The 17,850-nt window shown below is 71.6% G+C and carries 20 protein-coding genes; 7 read left to right on the top strand and 13 right to left on the bottom strand.

Annotated features, from left to right (window positions below):
- Nucleotides 1–73: 73 nt before the first annotated feature.
- The gene (locus FB465_RS11065) at nucleotides 74–709 is read left to right on the top strand and encodes an NAD(P)H-binding protein (protein ID WP_145789916.1); all 636 of its coding nucleotides are present in this window, start codon (nucleotides 74–76) and stop codon (nucleotides 707–709) included.
- Here FB465_RS11065 and FB465_RS11070 read toward each other — a convergent pair.
- Both FB465_RS11070 and FB465_RS11075 read right to left on the bottom strand, forming a co-directional pair.
- Nucleotides 706–1,356 carry a response regulator gene (locus tag FB465_RS11070; protein ID WP_145789918.1) on the bottom strand — a complete coding sequence of 217 codons (651 nt, stop codon included), beginning with the start codon at nucleotides 1,354–1,356 and terminating at the stop codon, nucleotides 706–708. The two genes, FB465_RS11065 and FB465_RS11070, sit on opposite strands and share 4 nt — an antisense overlap.
- Nucleotides 1,353–2,546 (bottom strand): sensor histidine kinase, encoded by a 1,194-nt coding sequence (locus tag FB465_RS11075; RefSeq protein WP_170290565.1) that lies wholly within the window; start codon nucleotides 2,544–2,546, stop codon nucleotides 1,353–1,355. The genes FB465_RS11070 and FB465_RS11075 overlap by 4 nt, the downstream gene beginning before the upstream one ends.
- A 168-nt stretch (nucleotides 2,547–2,714) precedes the next feature.
- Here FB465_RS11075 and FB465_RS11080 point away from each other — a divergent pair, with 168 nt between their 5' ends.
- The 3 genes from FB465_RS11080 to FB465_RS11090 all read left to right on the top strand — a co-directional run bounded on the left by FB465_RS11080 (nucleotide 2,715) and on the right by FB465_RS11090 (nucleotide 6,098).
- Nucleotides 2,715–3,209, top strand: coding sequence for a hypothetical protein (locus FB465_RS11080; RefSeq protein ID WP_145789922.1), 495 nt, complete (start codon nucleotides 2,715–2,717; stop codon nucleotides 3,207–3,209).
- Nucleotides 3,206–5,398, top strand: coding sequence for an MMPL family transporter (locus tag FB465_RS11085; RefSeq protein WP_145789923.1), 2,193 nt, complete (start codon nucleotides 3,206–3,208; stop codon nucleotides 5,396–5,398). Before FB465_RS11080 ends, FB465_RS11085 begins: the two co-directional genes overlap by 4 nt.
- Before the next feature lie 97 nt (nucleotides 5,399–5,495).
- Nucleotides 5,496–6,098 (top strand): TetR/AcrR family transcriptional regulator, encoded by a 603-nt coding sequence (locus tag FB465_RS11090; RefSeq protein WP_145789925.1) that lies wholly within the window; start codon nucleotides 5,496–5,498, stop codon nucleotides 6,096–6,098.
- Nucleotides 6,099–6,131: 33 nt separating this feature from the next.
- Here the strand turns inward: FB465_RS11090 and era are convergent, their stop codons facing one another.
- From era to FB465_RS11105, 4 genes are all read right to left on the bottom strand, one after another.
- The gene (era, locus tag FB465_RS11095; RefSeq protein WP_145789927.1) at nucleotides 6,132–7,061 is read right to left on the bottom strand and encodes a GTPase Era; all 930 of its coding nucleotides are present in this window, start codon (nucleotides 7,059–7,061) and stop codon (nucleotides 6,132–6,134) included.
- Nucleotides 7,062–7,108: 47 nt separating this feature from the next.
- On the bottom strand, nucleotides 7,109–7,273 hold the full coding sequence (locus FB465_RS35760) for a hypothetical protein (protein ID WP_170290566.1): 165 nt from the start codon (nucleotides 7,271–7,273) through the stop codon (nucleotides 7,109–7,111).
- Nucleotides 7,274–7,367: 94 nt separating this feature from the next.
- Nucleotides 7,368–7,721 (bottom strand): cytidine deaminase, encoded by a 354-nt coding sequence (locus FB465_RS11100; RefSeq protein ID WP_145789929.1) that lies wholly within the window; start codon nucleotides 7,719–7,721, stop codon nucleotides 7,368–7,370.
- Nucleotides 7,722–7,792: 71 nt separating this feature from the next.
- The gene (locus FB465_RS11105) at nucleotides 7,793–8,794 is read right to left on the bottom strand and encodes an aldo/keto reductase (protein WP_145789930.1); all 1,002 of its coding nucleotides are present in this window, start codon (nucleotides 8,792–8,794) and stop codon (nucleotides 7,793–7,795) included.
- Between the two features lie 87 nt (nucleotides 8,795–8,881).
- Between FB465_RS11105 and FB465_RS11110 the strand changes: the two genes are divergently transcribed.
- Nucleotides 8,882–9,754 (top strand): LysR substrate-binding domain-containing protein, encoded by an 873-nt coding sequence (locus FB465_RS11110; protein ID WP_145789932.1) that lies wholly within the window; start codon nucleotides 8,882–8,884, stop codon nucleotides 9,752–9,754.
- A gap of 4 nt (nucleotides 9,755–9,758) precedes the next feature.
- Here FB465_RS11110 and FB465_RS11115 read toward each other — a convergent pair whose 3' ends face one another.
- Nucleotides 9,759–10,277: an anthrone oxygenase family protein gene (locus FB465_RS11115; RefSeq protein ID WP_145789934.1), complete on the bottom strand. Its 519-nt coding sequence runs from the start codon at nucleotides 10,275–10,277 to the stop codon at nucleotides 9,759–9,761.
- A gap of 132 nt (nucleotides 10,278–10,409) precedes the next feature.
- Between FB465_RS11115 and FB465_RS11120 the strand changes: the two genes are divergently transcribed.
- Nucleotides 10,410–11,345: an AraC family transcriptional regulator gene (locus tag FB465_RS11120; RefSeq protein ID WP_145789936.1), complete on the top strand. Its 936-nt coding sequence runs from the start codon at nucleotides 10,410–10,412 to the stop codon at nucleotides 11,343–11,345.
- On the opposite strand, the gene FB465_RS11125 is transcribed toward FB465_RS11120, so the two are convergent.
- Nucleotides 11,346–12,224: a helix-turn-helix transcriptional regulator gene (locus FB465_RS11125; RefSeq protein ID WP_145789938.1), complete on the bottom strand. Its 879-nt coding sequence runs from the start codon at nucleotides 12,222–12,224 to the stop codon at nucleotides 11,346–11,348.
- Nucleotides 12,225–12,282: 58 nt separating this feature from the next.
- On the opposite strand from FB465_RS11125, the gene FB465_RS11130 reads away from it, so the two are divergent.
- A complete protein-coding gene (locus FB465_RS11130; protein WP_145789940.1) occupies nucleotides 12,283–13,707 on the top strand; it encodes an MFS transporter in 1,425 nt (474 codons plus the stop codon).
- Between the two features lie 50 nt (nucleotides 13,708–13,757).
- Here FB465_RS11130 and FB465_RS11135 read toward each other — a convergent pair whose 3' ends face one another.
- The 5 genes from FB465_RS11135 to FB465_RS11155 form a co-directional block, all read right to left on the bottom strand.
- Entirely contained in the window at nucleotides 13,758–14,297 is a 540-nt protein-coding gene (locus FB465_RS11135) for a DUF4383 domain-containing protein (protein WP_211785758.1), read from the bottom strand.
- Between the two features lie 89 nt (nucleotides 14,298–14,386).
- On the bottom strand, nucleotides 14,387–14,617 hold the full coding sequence (locus FB465_RS11140) for a hypothetical protein (protein ID WP_145789942.1): 231 nt from the start codon (nucleotides 14,615–14,617) through the stop codon (nucleotides 14,387–14,389).
- A gap of 280 nt (nucleotides 14,618–14,897) precedes the next feature.
- Nucleotides 14,898–16,223, bottom strand: a complete 1,326-nt coding sequence (locus FB465_RS11145; RefSeq protein WP_211785759.1) for a hemolysin family protein — start codon at nucleotides 16,221–16,223, stop codon at nucleotides 14,898–14,900.
- Between the two features lie 12 nt (nucleotides 16,224–16,235).
- Nucleotides 16,236–16,730 carry an rRNA maturation RNase YbeY gene (gene ybeY / locus FB465_RS11150; protein ID WP_145789944.1) on the bottom strand — a complete coding sequence of 165 codons (495 nt, stop codon included), beginning with the start codon at nucleotides 16,728–16,730 and terminating at the stop codon, nucleotides 16,236–16,238.
- A 14-nt stretch (nucleotides 16,731–16,744) separates the two neighbouring features.
- Complete coding sequence (locus FB465_RS11155; RefSeq protein WP_145789946.1) at nucleotides 16,745–17,848, bottom strand: PhoH family protein; 1,104 nt, start codon at nucleotides 17,846–17,848, stop codon at nucleotides 16,745–16,747.
- Nucleotides 17,849–17,850: the final 2 nt, after the last annotated feature.

Here is a 17,850-nt window from a genome sequence, read left to right on the forward strand (position 1 = left end):
CCTAGTTGCTACGCGAATGTCTCAACTCGTAGAATTAAGGCGTCTTTTCTGACGCGAGTCTGAGGAGGTCCTCATGCGGATCACCGTGCTGGGCGCCGGGGGCGCCACCGGTCTTCGAATCGTCAACCTCCTTGTGGCAAAGGGGCTTTCACCGTTCGCGGCAGTCAGAACGCCGAGCCAGGGTGCCCGGCTCAGGGCCTGCGGTGCGGAGTCCGCGGTGATCGATGTCACCGCTTCCGCCTCGGAGTTGGAGCGGTCCTTCGCGGGGACGGACGTGGTGCTCAACGCCGCCGCCGCCCGTAACGTCCTGCATGCCAAGGAGGTCGACCGCGACGGCGTGATCGCCGCGATCGGCGCGGCGCAGCGAGCCGGGGTCACCCGCTGGGTGCAGGTCTCGATGGCCGGTGTCGACGACGTGACCCGGCTCCCCGGCGTCCTGCGCGAGGTGGGCCTCGCCAAACAGGAGGCCGACGACTTCCTCGCCTGCTCCGAACTGGCCTGGACGGTCGTCCGTCCGCCCTGGCTCACCGAGACCGCGGGGACGGGCCGGATCGCGGTCCGGGGCATCGGCGACGGCCGGCTCTCCCGGGACGACCTGGCGGCCGTGGTGGTCGACTCGATCGGCCAACCGACCACCCACCGGCGGATGTTCGAGGTCGGCGGCGGGGCGGTACCGATCGGCACCGCCCTCGCCGGCCTCGCCGGTTAGCCGCCGGCCAGGCCCTGCTGGATCGCCAGCACCGCAAGCCGGACCCGGTTCGGGCTGTCGGTCTTGGTCATCAGGTTCGACACATGGGTCTTCACCGTGGTCACCCCGATGTGCATCCGCTCGGCGATCTCGGTGTTGGAGAGCCCCTCCGCGACCAGCCGGAGCACCACCTGCTCACGCTCGGTGAAGTGCACGGTCTCGCGCCGCCGGTCACCCTCGCCGTTCCAGTTCGAGGAGGCCCTGGCCACCACCCGGTGCAGCACGGTGGGGCTGTACGGGCTCTCGCCCGCCGCCGCCCGGCGGATCGCGTCGAGCACCGACGACGGCGAGACGTCCTTGGCCAGGAAGCCGCAGGCACCCGCGCTGAGCGCCGGGTAGAGCCGGTCGTCGTCGTCGAAGGTGGTCAGCACCACCACCCGCGTCGCGGGCCGGACCTGGAGGATCTGGCGGGTCGCGGTGATGCCGTCGGTCCCGGGCATGTGCAGGTCCATCAGCACCACGTCCGGCTGCAGCCGTTCGGCCAGCCGCAGCGCCTCCGCACCGTTCACCGCCTCCCCGGCCACCGTGATGTCCGGCGTGGACTCGCAGAGCATCCGTACGCCCGCCCGGACCAGGTGCTGGTCGTCGGCGATCAGCACACTGATCACGGTCGCCTCCTGTCCGTCGTGGCCGCGCCCGAACCCGAGGCGGGCAGGCTCGCGGTGAGCCGCCAGCCTCCGGGGATCTTCCCCGCGTCGATGGTGCCACCGACCAGCGCGACCCGCTCGCGCATCCCGAGCAGCCCGTACCCGGTGCCGTCCTGCTCCGGCATGCCGAGGCCGTTCAGCCCGCCCGGTCGGGGCAGGTCGTTCTCCAGGTCCAGCTGCAAGGTCCCCTCCTCCATCGCCACCCGGAGCCGGACCTTGGCGTACGGCCCGGCGTGCTTGGTCACATTGGCCAGCCCCTCCTGGACCAGCCTCAGCACGGTCAGACTGCGGATCGCGTCCAGTTCGGCGATCTGCAGGCCGATCTCGGCCTCGATCGTCAGCCCCGCCTGCCGGGACTGCTCCACCACGCCCTGCACGGTGGCCGGCAGGTCGGTGGTCTCGGCGAGCAGCGGGGCGAGGTGGTCGGCGGCCGGGTCGCGCAGCGCGGTGAGCAGCCGCCGCAGGTCGGTGAGCGCGGTGGTGGCGCTGGCGTGCACGTCGTCCAGCACCTCGGCGAGCCGCTGGTCGGTCCGCGGCAGGACGTGCCGCGCCACGCCGACCCGGAGCACGGTCGAGGCCAGATGGTGCGCCACCATGTCGTGCAACTCGCGGGCGATCGCGGCGCGTTCACCCATCCTGGCGCCCCACTCGGCGAGGTCCCGGCTGTGCTCGGCCTCGCGGGCCCTCTCCTGGGCGGTACGAGCGGCCGCCTCCGCGGAACGGATGTAGCCGGCCAGCAGCACCGGCACGCTGACGATCACCGCCGCGCGGTAGAGCGCCGAGCCGATGCCCTCCACCGTGGCGGCGGCGGAGACCAGTTGGGCCGCCATCAGGGCCGTCCCGGCCACCACGGTCGGCCGGCCCCACCGGCGTGCCGCCAGCTCGAAGAGCGCGGCGCTGGCTCCGACCTTCACCTCGACCATCACGGCCGGTGCGTACAGCTCCGCCAGCGCCAGCATCCCCGCCTGGCCCAGCACGACCGGTAACGGCCGGAACCCCGCGAGCGAGGCGAGCACCAGCACCCCGAGGCCGACGAACCAGTCCATCGCCCCCAGCTCGGCGGGCCTGCGCAGGAGCAGCAGATACCCCAGGCCGAAGGCCACCAGCGCAAGCCGCATCGGCCCGAACCGGCGGCCGAAGAGACGTCCCATCCACTCCCGCACCACACGTGAGACTGTACGGCGGTCAGCGCGCTTCATGATCCTCCCCCAGAGGGAGGAGCGATCTCCTCCTTCAGGCCGCCGGAGCACGTCCAGGTGGCCGGGAGGTCCGACCGGTCGCCCGAGGCCACGGCTCCATCCTGCCGGAACCCTGGATTCATGACCAAGGCTCATGCCGGTGGCGTCCCGGCCAATGTGGCGCTGCTCCCTCTTGCGGCCGAGGACGACCGCACCGGTTCCGGGCGGGCCCACGGCCGGGCCCGGCGGCCGTTCGCCGGGTACGTCTTCGCGCTCTCCGCGCTGGTGATCGCCGTCTGGACGGTGATGGTCGGCTTCTACGCCGAGCCGGACCGCCGGGTGCTCTGGGTCGGCTTCAACAGCCTGGTGACCGTCACCATGCTGCTGGCCGCCCGGCTCGCGCTGCGGCGCGACTCCCGGGTCGGCCTGGTCGCCGCCGGACTCGCCGTCTTCATGGTCACCGACCTGTGGTTCGACGTGGCCACCGCGCCCTCGGACTACCTGCCGATGGCGCTGCTCACCGCCGCGACGCTGGAACTGCCCTACGCGGTGGGCTGTGTGCTCTTCGCCCTGCGGGTGCACCGCCGCACCACCGGCACGCCTCTCTCCCCATCCCCCGAAGGAGTCTTCAAGTGATCGCGTCAATCGGGAGGTTCGCCGCCGCGCACCGGCGATGGGTCATCATCGGTGCCGTCCTGTTCACCCTGGTGGCCGGCGGCTGGGGCACCACGGTGTTCGGCGCCATCACGGGCGGGGCCGGGTTCGACGACCCGGCCAGCCAGTCCTCGAAGGCCGACAAGGTGCTCGCAGGGCCGCTCGGCCGCCAGGCCGACGACGTCGTGGTGCTCTACCGCAGCACCGACCGGCCGGTCACCGACCCGGCCCTCGCCGGGCCGATCCAGTCGGCCGTGGCCGCCGTGCCCCGCACCGACCTCGACCGGGTGGACACCTACTGGTCGACCGGCAACAACCCGGACTTCCTCAGCAAGGACGGCCACTCCACCTATGTGGCGCTGCAGTTCAAGTCCTCGGACGACCAGGAGCGCGTCAAGGCGCTGCAGGCCATCGAGGAGAAGTTCAAGGTCCCCGGCACGGAGGTCCGCTTCGGCGGCATCACCGCGATGACCGAACAGGTCAACGGGCTGACCGGCAAGGACATCGGGCGGGCCGAGATGCTCTCGGTGCCGCTCCTGCTGATCCTGCTGGTGTTCATCTTCCGCAGCGCGGTCGCGGCCTCCCTCCCGCTGGCCGTCGGAGCGGTGGTGGCACTGGGTTCCTTCGCCGTGCTCCGGGTGCTCACCCTCTTCGTGGACATCTCCAGCAGCGTGATCAACGTGATCACCATCCTCGGGCTCGGACTGGCCATCGACTACGCCCTGTTCATGGTGAACCGGTTTCGTGAGGAACTGGCAGCGGGAGCGTCGGTAGACCTCGCGGTCGAGCGGACCAGCGCCACCGCAGGCCGTACGGTGGCCTTCTCCGGCCTCGCGGTCGCCATCTCCTTCGCAAGCCTGACGCTCTTCCCCTCCCGCTTCCTGAGCTCGATGGGCTACGCGGCGGTCTCCGTGGTCGCCTTCGCGGTGATCGGCTCGCTCACCCTGCTGCCCGCGCTGCTCCACCTCACCGGACACCGCATCAACTCCTGGCGGGTGCCGATGCCCTGGGACCGCAGGAACGCGCCGCCCCGGCTGGAGATCGAGGGCCGGTGGTACCGGACGGCCAAGGCGGTGATGCGCCGCCCGCTGCTGACCACGCTCGCCGTGGTGGCGCTGCTGATCGGGCTGGGCGCACCGTTCCTGGGCGTCAACTGGGCCCGTCCCGGTGACTGGGTGCTGCCCAGCAGCTCGGACGCCCGGGTGGTCACCCAGCAGCTCGGCACGGACTTCAGGCAGGACCCGACCAAGACGATCACCGCCGTGGTCGCCCTCCCGGGCCCGGCGAGCGGCTCGACCGGCCCGCTGGGCGAGTACGCCGCCCGGCTCGACTCCGTCCCCGGCGTGACCGGTGCCACGGTGACCAACACCCAGGACAACCTGGCCCGGATCACCGCCCACTACTCGATGGACCCGATGTCGCGGGACGCCCGCACCATGGTCGACGAACTGCGCTCCCAGACCCCGCCGGACGGTGCCACCGCACAGTTCACCGGTATGCCGGCCTCCCGGGTGGACATCGTCGACATGATCGGCGCCCGGGTGCCGTGGATGGCGCTGTTCGTCGCCGTGGTCTCCTCGCTGGTGCTCTTCCTGGCCTTCGGCTCGGTGACGATCCCGCTCAAGTCCGTTCTGCTGAACCTGCTTTCGCTCTCGGCGGCGTTCGGCGCGATCAAGCTGATCTTCCAGGACGGGCATCTGCACGACCTGCTGGGCTTCACCCCGATCGGCGCGATCGACGCCAACTTCCCGGTGCTGATCGTGGCCATCGCCTTCGGCCTGGCGATGGACTACGAGGTCTTCCTTCTCTCCCGGATCAAGGAGAGCTACGACCGCAACAACGACCCCGGCGAGTCCATCGCCCTCGGCCTCCAGCGCACCGGGAAGATCATCACAAGTGCCGCCCTGCTGCTGGTGGTCGTCGTCTGCGGCTTCCTGACCTCCTCGATCGCCTTCATGCAGATGATCGGCGTCGGCCTGGTCATCGCCATCGTGGTGGACGCGACCCTGGTCCGGGCCGTGCTCGTCCCCGCGACGATGAAGCTGCTCGGCCACCGGGCCTGGTGGGCGCCGGCGCCCCTGAAGCGGATCTGGCGGCGCGTCAACCTTGCACACGGGGACGAGGTTTCGACCCCGACCGCCGCCCTCGTCGAGGAGCCGGTGAACGGCTGACGGAATCGTTGGCCGAGCGGCCGCCTGACCTGCGCCTCTCCACCCGTTCCGAACGTGCTGCCGAGGTAGTCTGCTGACTCGGCACACGGGAGGCGTGATGGAGCAGCGCGGGCAGGCGGCTGCTCGGGGGCGGCGCGCGCTGCGCGCGGACTCCGAGCGGACGGTCCGGACGATTCTGGCCGCGGCGGAACGGGTGCTCCGCAAGGACCCGGCGGCGACCATAGAGCAGATCGCCGCGGAGGCCGGGGTGGCCAGGACCACCGTCCACCGCCGCTTCGCCACCCGGGAGGCCCTGATCGAGGCACTGGGAGCCTGGGCCACCAGGCAGTTCGCGGACGCCATCGACAGCAGCCGGCCCGAGCAGCTGCCACCGCTGGTGGCGCTCTACCAGGTGACGGTCAACGTCCTTGAGGTGAAGATCAGTTGGGGGTACGGCATGGGCCGGCCGGCCGGCGTAGATCCGGAGAGCGACCGCATCAGGGCCGAGATCCTGGCCCGCTGCGACCAGCTGTTCCGCCGCGCCCAGCAGGCCGGGCTGCTCCGCCCCGACGTCGACCTCGACTGGCTGCGCCGGGTCTACTACGTCCTGATCGGCGAGGCCGTCGAGGGGGACGGCGCCGGCCGGAGCCCGGCCGAGCTGGCCTCCCTGGTGATGGACACCCTGCTGCGCGGAGCCGGGGCCAACCCCTCGCCTCTGTGAAGGAGTTGGCCCCGGAAGCCGGCCCGCGTGGGGCTAGAAGCCGAGCTTGCGCAGCTGCTTCGGGTCGCGCTGCCAGTCCTTGGCGACCTTGACGTGCAGGTCCAGGTAGACCGGCGTGCCGAGCAGCGCCTCGATGTGCTTGCGGGCCGTGGTGCCGACGTGCTTGAGCCGGGAGCCCTTGGCGCCGATGACGATCGCCTTCTGGCTCTGCCGCTCGATGTAGACGTTGGCGTGGATGTCCAGCAGCGGACGGTCGGCCGGACGCCCCTCGCGCGGGATCATCTCCTCGACCACCACGGCGAGCGAGTGCGGGAGCTCGTCCCGGACCCCCTCCAGCGCCGCCTCGCGGATCAGCTCGGCGACCATGATCAGCTCGGGCTCGTCGGTGAGGTCGCCGTCCGGGTAGAGCGGCGGGCCCTCGGGGAGCAGCGGCGCGAGCAGGTCGGCCAGCAGGTCGACCTGCTTGTCGCCGACGGCCGAGACCGGGATGATCTCGGCCCACTCGATGCCCAGCTCGACCCCGAGCTGCTGGATCGCGATCAGCTGCTCGGCGAGCTTCTTGGAGTCGACCAGGTCGGTCTTGGTGACGATCGCCACCTTGGGGGTCTTCCTGACCTCGGCGAGCTCCTTGGCGATGAACTTGTCACCGGGGCCGAGCTTCTGGTCGGCGGGCAGGCAGAAGCCGATCACGTCGACCTCCGCCCAGGTGGAGCGGACCAGGTCGTTGAGCCGCTCGCCGAGCAGCGTGCGGGGCTTGTGCAGGCCGGGCGTGTCGACCAGGACGAGCTGCGCGTCCGGGCGGTGCACGATGCCGCGCACGGTGTGGCGGGTGGTCTGCGGGCGGTCGGAGGTGATCGCGACCTTCGTCCCGACCAGCGCGTTGGTCAGGGTCGACTTGCCCGCGTTGGGACGGCCGACGAAGCACGCGAACCCGGAGCGGTACGGGGATGAAGGGGCACTCATGCCCACCATTCTCCCTGATCACCCGAGCGCGAACGGACACGCCCGCGTCAGCCGGCCTTCTTACGCCCTCCCCGGGAGGTCAGAGCGCCGACCAGGGTCAGGACGAACAGCGCGATCGAGCCGATCAGCCAGTACGGCGAACCGGTCTCCTTCCAGCGGCCCATGCCCATCACGCTGAGCAGCAGCGCGGCGAAGAACCCCAGTGCCCCCATGACACACCCCCTCGCCGGTCAGACTATCCGCCCGGTCCCGCGCGGCGGGTGCTTCGCCCGGACCCTCGGGGTCCGTACGAAGCACCCGCCCGGCTCAGCGCGCCTCGGCCGCGACCCGCAGTGCGCCGTCCGGCCCCGCCAGCAGCACCGGCGTGCCGGCGCCGCCCAGGTCGCGGACGGCCGCCAGGTCCGCCTCGGCGGGCTCGGCCGCCTCGGAGACCACGGCGGCCGCCTCCAGGCTCTTCGCGCCGCTGGCGACCGCCATGGCGACCGCCGTCTGCAGCGCGCTGAGCCGCAGCGACTCCAGGGCGACGGTTCCGGCGACATACGTCCGCCCGGTCTCGTCGCGCACGGCCGCTCCCTCCGGCACGCCGTTGCGGGCGCGGGCGGAGCGGGCCAGCGTGATGATCTTCTTGTCTTCAGGGTCGAGTTCGGTGAGGTCGCTCATGCCGCTGAGCATAGGCGTCCGTGCTCCTCGGGCGTCGGCACGTTCCGGCAGGACCACCGGGCCCCTGCCGCTCAGACGTCGGTCCGGCCCTCCAGCAGGTCGCCCCGGCCGACCGGCGCGAAGCGGTCGAGCGCCTCGGTGATCCGCTCCAGGGTCTCCGGGTGCAGCTCCACCCGGGCGGCGGCGAGGTTGTCGGCGATGTGCGCGGGGGTACGGCTGCCGGGGATCGGCACCACGTGCTCGTCCTGGTGCAGCAGCCAGGCCAGCGCCAGCTGCCCCGGCGTGAGCCCGAGGTCGGCGGCGATCCCGCGCAGCGGGGCGTAGCGGTCGTTGTTGGCCTTCAGGTTCGCCTCGTCGAAGCGCTCCAGGTTCCGCCGGAAGTCCCCCTCGCCCAGCTGCTGCACGGTGCCGGTGAGGAACCCCCCGCCGAGCGGGCTCCAGGCCACCAGGCCCACGCCCAACTCCCGGGCGGTGGCCAGCAGTTCCGGGTCGACCGGCACCCACATCGACCACTGCACCTGCACCGCCGCCACCGGGTGCACGGCGTGCGCGCGGCGCAGCTGAGCGGCCGTGACGTTGGAGAGGCCCAGCTGGCGCACCAGCCCGTCCCCGATCAGCTCGGCGACCGCGCCGACGGTCTCCTCGAAGGGCACCTCCGGGTCCGGGAAGTGCGGGTAGTACAGGTCGATCACGTCCGTGCCGAGATTGCGCAGCGACTGCTCCGCGTAGCCCCGGACGTACTTGGGGTCGGCGTTGAGCGCCAGCTCGCCGAAGGCGGCGGTGACCGGGAAGCGGTGCGACTCGGCGCCCTCCGGGATGCGGAAGCCGAACTTGGTGGCGAGCACCACCTCGTCCCGGCGCCCGGCGATCGCCCTGCCGACCACCTTCTCGTTGTGGCCGTCCACGCCGTAGCCGTCGGCGGTGTCGATCAGGGTGGCCCCGGCGTCCAGGGCCGCCCGCAGGGCGCGCTCGGCGCGGTCGTCGTCGATCTCGCCGTACATGCCGGGCGAGAGCACCATCGCGCCGAAGCCGATCGGGCTGGTGGTCAAGGTGCCGAGAGTACGAACGCTCATCGTGAATCTCCTCAGGTGTGGTGGCGAGATCCACTCTCCCTCCGAAACTGACGCACCGTCCAAGACCCTCGGCTATAACCATCGGATATGGACGTCCACGTACGGGATCTGCGCTACTTCACCGCCGTAGCCGAGGAGTTGCACTTCAGCCGGGCCGCCGAACGGCTGTTCATCTCCCAGCCGGCGCTCTCCAAGCAGATCAGGGCGCTGGAACGGCAGCTCGGCTTCGCCGTGTTCGAGCGCCGAGCCCGCGAGGTGGTGCTCACGCCGCAGGGGGCGGCGTTACTGCCCCGGGCCCGCCGGCTGGTGGCCGAGTGGGAGGACGCGCTGCGCGAGGCGCGGGCGGCGGGCGCGCCCTTCTCGCTCACCATGGGGATGCAGACGGCCGTCGGCCGCGACCTGCAGCGGGAGGTGCTGGCAGGCTTCCGCGAACGCGGCTGGCGGATCGCGCTGCGCCTGGTGAGCTGGGAGGACCCGAGCGCGGGGCTCGCCGACGGCGGCTCGGACGCGGCGCTGCTCTGGCTCCCGCTCACCGGCACCGGCCTGAGCTCCCACACCCTGGTCCGCGAGCGCCGCTGGGTCGCCCTGCCGGCCGGTCACCGCAGAGCCGCCCAGCCGGAGATCGACTTCGCCGAGCTGCTGGACGAGCCCTTCATCGCCCTCCCCCGCGCCGCCGGACCGCTGCGCGAGTTCTGGCTCGGCACGGCGGAGCGGGCCGGCCGCGAGCCGCTGATCGGGGCGGAGGGCGTCTCTCCCGACGAGGTCTTCGAAGCGGTGGCCTCCGGCCTGGGCGTCGTCCTGCTGGCCGAGGGCAACGCGCTGCTCTACCAGCGCCCCGACGTGGTCTGCCGCCCGGTACGCGGCCTGGCCCCGGCCGAACTGGCCGTGGTCTGGCGCACCGCCGACACCCGCCCGGAGATCGCGGAGCTGGTGGCCGCCTTCGTCACCCGCAGCGGCTGAGCACTCAGCCGGCCGCCCCGGCCGACGGGATCCGCCCCTCCAGCACCAGAGCCCAGGCCAGGCAGCCGAAGGCGGCCGTGGAGGCCACCGTGCGCACGATGTTCCAGCGCACCCAGGTGCCCTCGACGTGCGCCCGCAGGCCTGCGGGATCGGCGATCCCGCCCGGCTCCCCGGCGGCGGCGAGCTCGTTGTTGAGCGGCACGTTGACCACGCCGGTGACCACGAACATCACTCCGTACAGCACGATCGCCGCCACGATCCACGGCAGCACGGACCGCCCGTCCCCGCGCCCGTGCAGCACCGCGGCCAGCACGGCGAAGACCGCCGCGCCGCCGAAGCCGACCGCGAACCAGCCGTTCAGGATGGCCGTGTTGATCCGCTGCATCACGTCGACGAAGGTACGGTCGTCCACCGTGCCCAGCGCGAGCATCACCGAGCAGGCGTACGCGTAGAACAGGCCCGCGGTGAGCCCCGTGCACACCGTGGCCGCGAGCAGTGAGGTGGTCCGGAACAGGGCGAACATGGCAGCCTCCAGGGCGGATCGGACGTGGTCGGTCGGCGTTTCCGTCGTACCGTCAGTCCACCGCCCGCACGGGGGTCCCGACCATCGCCGAGACGCTCCCGCCCATGCGCGAGCGTCCATACACTCGTACGCATGGACGCACTCGCGGGGCTGCTGGACGGGCCGAGAGCACGTGGCGCATTCCTGCTGCGGTCGGTGCTGGAGCCGCCGTGGTCGCTGCGGATCCAGGACCGGGCGCCGCTCACCCTGCTCGCCGTCGAGCGCGGCGAGGCCTGGGTGGTCCCCGACGGCGCCCCGCCGGTGCGGCTGCGCCCCGGGGACGTCGCTGTGGTCCGCGGCCCGGAGCCGTACACGGTCGCCGACGACCCGGCGACCCCGCCACGGATCCTCATCCAGCCCGGGCAGCTCTCCACCACCCCCGCGGGTGAGGAGCTCTGCGACGACATGGACCTGGGCGTCCGCACCTGGGGCGAGCGACCGGACGGCTCGGCGGTGCTGCTCAGCGGCACCTACCAACTGGAGGGCGAGGTCAGCCGGCGGCTGACCGGCGCACTGCCCCACCTGCTGGTGCTGGCCGCCGACGCCTGGAGTTCGCCTCTCCTCCCCCTGCTCGCGGAGGAGATCGGACGGGACGAACCCGGCCAGGAGGTGATGCTCGACCGGCTGCTGGACCTGCTGCTGATCACCGTCCTGCGGGCCTGGTTCTCCCGTCCGGAGGCCGAGGCCCCGGCCTGGTACCGCGCACACGGTGACCCGGTGGTGGGCCGCGCCCTTGAGCTGCTGCACGAGGACCCGTCCCACCCGTGGACGGTCGCCGGGCTGGCCGCGAAGGCCGGCGTCTCCCGCGCGGCGCTGGCCCGCCGCTTCACCGAGCTGGTCGGCGAGCCGCCGATGGCGTACCTGACCCGCTGGCGGCTGGCGCTGGCCGCCGACCTGCTGCTCGAACCGGAGGCCACCGTCGGCACGGTGGCCCGCCGGGTCGGCTACGGCAGCGCCTTCGCGCTCAGCACCGCCTTCAAGCGTGAACGCGGCATCAGCCCGCAGGAGCACCGCGACGGCAGACGGTGATCACCCGGCGGGCCGCATCAGCCCGCGCCGGCCCTGCGGGCTGGTCAGCCACTCCAGCTTGGCCCCCGTCTCGCTTCCCGGCGCCGGGTTGTGCAGCACGATGGTCAGGTCCGGCCGCTCGGGCACCCGTAGCTGGGTGCTCTCGAACCGCAGCACCCCGACCGTCGGGTGGTCGATCTCCTTGCCGAGCATCCCGCCCGCCTTGACGTCACCCCGGGACCAGAGCTCCGCGAACTCCGGGCTGATCCCGGCCAGTTCGTCCACGATCGCCTGGTAGCCGGTGTCCCCCGGCCGCTCCGAGACGGCCGCCCGGAACTGCGCGACCACGAACCCCGCGTTGGCCTCCCAGGTGGTGTTGCGTGCCCGGTAGATCGGGTTGGTGAAGTAGCTGACCAGGCAGTTCACGTCCTGCTCGCCGTAGCCGAAGACCAGCCCGGCCGCCTCGTTGAAGGTGATGGTGTTCCAGTACGGGTCCAGGATGTGCGCCGGGAAGGGCATCCAGGCGTCGATCAGCCGCCGCAGGCCGTCCGAGACCGGCGCCGCGGCCGCCGAGGGCAGCGGCGGGTTCAGGCCCGCCAGGACGTACAGGTGGCGCCGCTCGGCGTCGTTGAGCCGCAGCACCCGGGAGACGGCGTCCAGTACCTGAGGGGAGACCGTGATGTCGCGCCCCTGCTCCAGCCACTGGTACCAGGAGACCCCGACCCCGGCGAGCACCGCGACCTCCTCCCGGCGCAGACCCGGCGTACGGCGCCGGGCGCCTCCGTCGGGCAGCCCCGCCTCGGCCGGGGTCACCCTGGCCCGACGGGTCATCAGGAACTCGCGCAGATCGCGCCGTCGCTGGAGGTCCGGATCGGATGTCAGTGCCTGGCTGGTGGTCATGCCACCAGGATAAGTACCCACTCTCCACGGCGTGCTGATCCGCCGAAGGATGGCAGGCATGGCAACCGACACCATCGCGGCGCCCGCGACAGCCCCACGGCTGAGCACCCGGGCCAAACTGATCCTCTTCGTCCTCTGCGCGGCGCAGTTCGCCGTCGCGCTCGACTTCTCGATCCTCAACGTGGCCCTGCCCGTCCTCGGCGAGGACCTCGGCCTGGGCCAGGCCGACCTGCAGTGGGGCGTCACCGCCTTCGCCCTGCCCTCCGGCGGCTTCCTGCTGCTGTTCGGCCGGATCGCCGACCTGTACGGGCGGCGCAGGCTCTTCCTGGCCGGTCTGGCCGCCTTCACCGTCGCCTCGCTGCTGGCGACCCTCGCCTGGGACCCGGCCTCCTTCCTGGCCGGGCGGGCACTCCAGGGCCTGGGCGCGGCGATGATCGTTCCGGCCGGGATGTCCCTGCTCACCACCACCTTCCGGGAGGGCCCCGAGCGCGACCGGGCGCTGGGCGTCTCGGGCCTGCTGCTCTCGCTGGGCTTCACCGCCGGGATGCTGCTCGGCGGCGTGCTCACCGAGGGCCTGGGCTGGCGCTCGACCATGGCACTGAACGTGGTGATGGGCCTCGGCGTCCTGCTCGCCGCCCCCGGCCTGCTGACCGAGAGCCGGCTGCCCGAACGGCCGAAGCTGGACCTGCCCGGCGCTGCGACCATCACCGGCGGCCTGCTGGCCTTGATCTACTCGCTCTCCACTGCCGCGCAGACCGGCTTCGGCCGGGCCGACGTGCTCGTCGGGCTGGCTGGGGGCCTGGCCCTGCTCGCCGCCTTCGTGGTGATCGAGTCCCGCACGGCCGAGCCGCTGGTCTCGCTGCGGGTGCTGCGGCGGCGCACGGTCGCCTGGGGCAACGTGGGCGGGCTGGTGACCTTCTCGATGATGAGCTCGGTGATCTTCCTCAGCACCCTCTACCTGCAGCAGGTGCTGGACCTCAGCCCGGGCGCCTCCGGTCTGGTCTTCGGCGTGCTGGGCCTGGCGGCGGCGGGGAGCGGCGCGATCGCGCCCAAGGTGGTCGGCCGCCTCGGGGCGCACCGCACCCTGGTGACCGGGCTGCTGATCCAGGCGGCCTTCACCGCCGTGATGGTGACGGTCGGCGCGCACAGCGGTGCCTGGCTGGTCGTCCTGTCCGGCTCGCTCGCCTGCATCGGCCACCTGTGGGCCATCGTCGCGTACAGCATCACCGCGACCTCCGGCCTGGCGGACGAGGAGCAGGGCCTGGCCACCGGACTGGTGACCAGCACCCAGCAGGTCGGCCTCACCATCGGCATCCCCCTGCTGAGCGCGGTGGCGGCGGCCCGGATCGACGTCCTGCAGAGCGCCGGGGACGGCTTCGCCGCCGCCACCCTGGGCGGTGTGCGGCTCGGTCTCGGTCTGGACGCCGCGATCGTCGTGGTGGTCGCCCTGCTGGTGCGGCTCGGCCTGCGGCGCCGGGCGTGAGCAACGCGGACGGCCCGCGGGGATCGCTCCCCGCGGGCCGTCGTCGCATCTCAGTGGCCGATGGGATTCGGCGGGCCGGGCTTGAGGATCTTCACGAAGGTCGGCGGTCCTGACGGCAGTTCCTGGCGCTGTCGCTGGCGCTTCTTCCAGTACGGATTGTCGTGCGGCAGATGGCTGCTCACCCTGCCGTACATGCCGAAGGTCAGCACCACGAAGCCGAAGATGAAGCTGAACAGGACGTTGGACATCCGGAAGTTCAGGATGTTGGCGTCCGAGCGGCCGAGCACGGTCAGCCCGGCGAAGCCGGCCAGGATGAACAGCACACCCACGACCATGTTGAGATTCGAGGCGAAGTTCCGGCCGATCACGGCCCCGCCGATCAGCACCACCCCCATGACCACGGACAGCACGCTCAGCGCGCCGTTGGTCGACAGCCCGGCGATGTGGTCGCCATGGGTGCTCAGGAAACCGGGGTGGTCCAGCAGCCCCAGGATGCCGAAGACCAGCAGGAACACGCCGCCCAGCCCCGCGCCGAACCGGTAGACCTGGGCGAGCTTGTGATCCATGGGAAGTTCGTCCTGCAGTTTCATGATGACCTCCACAGAATCCGAGCCGTCTCCACGCTACTCCGGATGGCGCAGGCCGCACGGCGGCGCCTTTACGGCGACCGGGAAGCGTCCTAGAAGTGGTCGGCCGGCAGGTGCGGGACCTCGTGCATGTACAGCGAGCCGCACTGCTGGCAGGCCCGCAGGCCCGTCCCCCAGTCCTCCTCGGGCTTCGACTCGGCGTCGGGGTCCAGCTCGCGGCCGCACAGGCCGGTGTTGGGGGCGGCGTTCCGGACGACGTGCCACATCCTGGCCCCGCCGGACCTGCCCGCCGGGCCGTACTCCGCGCGCAACTGATGCGTCATGTTTCCATGGTGCGGCGGAGCCGGACGGCCCGGCAATTCCTGCTGGGCCTTCCGATGGGAGCCTCCGCCAGTAGGCGGGCCATCGTTCAGGTTTGGGCATCCCAGGGGCGCGTGGGGGCACCTCCCGGCCGAAGGCTGGGGGAGAACTGCGCGAAACGGAAGACTGCAGGCCGTTGCCTTCCGATCTCGCGCACGCAGTTGATCAAGCAGGGTCCCGCGCCCCTGTGGTTGGCCCGCTGCCCCACCTGGTGGCGGACGCTCCAAGCCCGGCAGGCCCCTGTCAGTCGTTCTCGGTGTCCTCGGCGTCGTCGCCCTCGCGGACCGGCGAGGCGACCACCGTGCCGATCCGGTTGCGCCGGCCGGCCGAACTCTCGGCGGTGAGCCGGATCGCCGTCAGGTCGGTCGCGGCCTCCTCCGGTACCGGGATCTCGCAGGAGGAGCCGGGGATCGGCACCCGCCCGAGGTGCTTGGCGAGCAGGCCGCCGGCCGTCTCGACGTCCTCGTCCTCCAGATCCAGGCCGAACAGCTCGCCGAGGTCCTCGACCAGCAGCCGCGCGGTGATCCGGTACGAGCCGTCCCCGAGGTCCTCCACCGGGGCGATCTCCCGGTCGTACTCGTCGGTGATCTCGCCGACGATCTCCTCCAGGATGTCCTCGATGGTGACCAGGCCGGCCGTGCCGCCGTACTCGTCGATCACGATCGCCACGTGCGAGCGCATCTGCTGCATCTCGCGCAGCAGGTCGACGGCCGGCTTGCTGTCCGGGATGAACACCGCCGGCCGCATCACGTCCGAGACCGGCTCCGACTCGGCGTCCCGGTTGATGTGGGTGCGGCGGACGAGGTCCTTGAGGTAGACGATGCCGACCACGTCGTCCTCGTTGTCGCCGACCACCGGGATGCGCGAGAAGCCGGAGCGCAGCGCCAGGGTGAGCGCCTGACGGACCGTCTTGTGGCGCTCGATCATCACCAGGTCGGTGCGCGGCACCATCACCTCGCGGACGATGGTGTCACCGAGCTCGAAGACCGAGTGCACCATACGGCGCTCCTCGTCCTCGATCAGGTCGTCCTTCTCGGCCAGGTCCACCAGGGCCCGCAGCTCGGCCTCGGAGGCGAACGGCCCCTCCTTGTACCCCTTGCCGGGGGTGAGCGCGTTGCCGAGCAGGATCAGCAGCTTCGGGATCGGGCCGAGGATCCTGGCCAGCGGCAGCAGGACGAAGGAGGCCGCCGTCGCCGTGGTCAGCGGGTGCTGGCGGCCGATCGTACGCGGCGAGACACCCACCGCGACGAAGGACACCAGCACCATCACTCCGACGGCCAGCAGCACGGCCTGCCAGGTCTGGTTCAGGCTGCGCACGCAGACCACGGTGACCAGGACCGCGGCCGCCATCTCGCAGGCGACCCTGATCAGGGTCGCCAGGTTGAGGTAGCGGATCGGGTCTGAGGCCAGTGTCAGCAGCCGGTCGGCGCCGCGCCGCCCGGCCCGGACGGCCTCCTCGGCGCGGAACCTGGAGATCCGCGAGATGCCGGCCTCGGCGCAGGCGGCGAACCAGCCCAGGACGACCAGCAGAAGAGCCCCGAACAGGAAGCTCGTACTCTCACCACTCACAGACGACCGGCCTCAGTGGGTGGTCGGCGCCGGGGAGATCCCCGAGAGCCCGCGGCCGGCCCGCCAGTCGTCCAGGATGCGCTTCTGGAGCGCGAACATCGCACGCTCCTCCTCGGGCTCCTCGTGGTCGTACCCGAGCACGTGCAGCACCCCGTGGACGGTGAGCAGCTGCAGCTCCTCGTCCATCGAGTGCTTGGAGGGTGCGTCCAGGCCCTGCTTCTCGGCCACCTCGGGGCAGAGCACGATGTCGCCGAGCAGGCCCTGCGGCAGCTCCTCGCCCTCCTTGCCCGGCCGCAGCTCGTCCATCGGGAAGGACATCACATCGGTGGGGCCCGGGAGGTCCATCCACTGGATGTGCAGCTCCTCCATCGCCGCGCTGTCCACCAGGATCACGGACAGCTCGGACTGCGGGTGGATCCGCATCTTGTCGAGGGCGAAGCGGGCGACGTCGAGGATGGACTCCTCGTCGGCGTCCCAACCGGACTCGTTGGCGATGTCGATCGACATGGAGGGCTTGGTACTCAGCTTTCGGTGCGATGGGACTGTCGGGGGGCGCGGGCGCCCTTCCGCTGGACGGGCTTGCGGGGCGGCGTCGGGACGTCGGTCTCCTGCAGGGCGTCCCAGCGTTCGTACGCGTCCACGATGCGGCCGACCAGCTTGTGGCGCACCACGTCGGTGCTGGTCAGGACGGAGAAGTGGATGTCGGGCACGTCCGCCAGGATCTCCTGGACGACCTTGAGGCCGCTCCTGGTACCGCTCGGGAGGTCGATCTGGGTGGTGTCACCGGTGACCACCACCCGGGAGTTGAAGCCCAGGCGGGTGAGGAACATCTTGATCTGCTCGGGCGAGGTGTTCTGGGCCTCGTCGAGGATGATGAAGGCGTCGTTGAGGGTGCGGCCGCGCATGTAGGCGAGCGGGGCGACCTCGATGGTGCCGGCGGCCATCAGCCGGGGGATCGAATCCGGGTCGATCATGTCGTGCAGCGCGTCGTAGAGCGGCCGCAGATAGGGGTCGATCTTCTCGTAGAGCGTGCCGGGCAGGAAGCCGAGCCGCTCCCCCGCCTCGACGGCCGGGCGGGTCAGGATGATCCGGTTGACCTCCTTGGCCTGCAGGGCCTGAACGGCCTTGGCCATCGCGAGGTAGGTCTTGCCGGTGCCGGCGGGGCCGAGGCCGAAGGTGATGGTGTGCTTGTCGATCGCGTCGACGTAGCGCTGCTGGTTGAGCGTCTTGGGGCGGATCGTCCGGCCCCGGTTGGAGAGGATGTTCGCGGTGAAGACCTCGGACGGGGCCGGGTGGTCCGGGTTGTCCGCGGCGCTGCGGAGCATGGCGATGGAGCGCTCCACGGCGTCCTCCGTCAGGGGTTGGCCGGTGCGCAGCACCAGCATCATCTCGTTGAACAGCTGCTTGACGAGGGCGACCTCGGCGCGGTCGCCGGTCGCGGTCACCTCGTTGCCTCTGACGTGGATGTCCGCGTCGGGGAAGCCCTGCTCGATCACCCGCAGGAGGGAGTCGGTGGCACCGAGCAGGGTGACCATCGGGTGCTTCTCCGGGATGACGATCCGGGCGCTGGTCTCGCCGTCGGGGCGCGGCTGTCCATCGGTACGGGTCTGTGATGTGTCACTCATGG

The organism is Kitasatospora atroaurantiaca, assembly GCF_007828955.1.
Classification (GTDB): Bacteria; Actinomycetota; Actinomycetes; order Streptomycetales; family Streptomycetaceae; genus Kitasatospora; species Kitasatospora atroaurantiaca.

Coding starts and splice junctions, on each gene's coding strand:
- FB465_RS11065 (WP_145789916.1), top strand. CDS start 74: ATGCGGATCACCGTGCTGGGCGCCGGGGGCGCCACCGGTCTTCGAATC.
- FB465_RS11075 (WP_170290565.1), bottom strand. CDS start 2,546: ATGGGACGTCTCTTCGGCCGCCGGTTCGGGCCGATGCGGCTTGCGCTG.
- FB465_RS11080 (WP_145789922.1), top strand. CDS start 2,715: ATGACCAAGGCTCATGCCGGTGGCGTCCCGGCCAATGTGGCGCTGCTC.
- FB465_RS11090 (WP_145789925.1), top strand. CDS start 5,496: ATGGAGCAGCGCGGGCAGGCGGCTGCTCGGGGGCGGCGCGCGCTGCGC.
- era (WP_145789927.1), bottom strand. CDS start 7,061: ATGAGTGCCCCTTCATCCCCGTACCGCTCCGGGTTCGCGTGCTTCGTC.
- FB465_RS35760 (WP_170290566.1), bottom strand. CDS start 7,273: ATGGGGGCACTGGGGTTCTTCGCCGCGCTGCTGCTCAGCGTGATGGGC.
- FB465_RS11100 (WP_145789929.1), bottom strand. CDS start 7,721: ATGAGCGACCTCACCGAACTCGACCCTGAAGACAAGAAGATCATCACG.
- FB465_RS11105 (WP_145789930.1), bottom strand. CDS start 8,794: ATGAGCGTTCGTACTCTCGGCACCTTGACCACCAGCCCGATCGGCTTC.
- FB465_RS11110 (WP_145789932.1), top strand. CDS start 8,882: ATGGACGTCCACGTACGGGATCTGCGCTACTTCACCGCCGTAGCCGAG.
- FB465_RS11115 (WP_145789934.1), bottom strand. CDS start 10,277: ATGTTCGCCCTGTTCCGGACCACCTCACTGCTCGCGGCCACGGTGTGC.
- FB465_RS11120 (WP_145789936.1), top strand. CDS start 10,410: ATGGACGCACTCGCGGGGCTGCTGGACGGGCCGAGAGCACGTGGCGCA.
- FB465_RS11125 (WP_145789938.1), bottom strand. CDS start 12,224: ATGACCACCAGCCAGGCACTGACATCCGATCCGGACCTCCAGCGACGG.
- FB465_RS11130 (WP_145789940.1), top strand. CDS start 12,283: ATGGCAACCGACACCATCGCGGCGCCCGCGACAGCCCCACGGCTGAGC.
- FB465_RS11135 (WP_211785758.1), bottom strand. CDS start 14,297: ATGAAACTGCAGGACGAACTTCCCATGGATCACAAGCTCGCCCAGGTC.
- FB465_RS11140 (WP_145789942.1), bottom strand. CDS start 14,617: ATGACGCATCAGTTGCGCGCGGAGTACGGCCCGGCGGGCAGGTCCGGC.
- ybeY (WP_145789944.1), bottom strand. CDS start 16,730: ATGTCGATCGACATCGCCAACGAGTCCGGTTGGGACGCCGACGAGGAG.
- FB465_RS11155 (WP_145789946.1), bottom strand. CDS start 17,848: ATGAGTGACACATCACAGACCCGTACCGATGGACAGCCGCGCCCCGAC.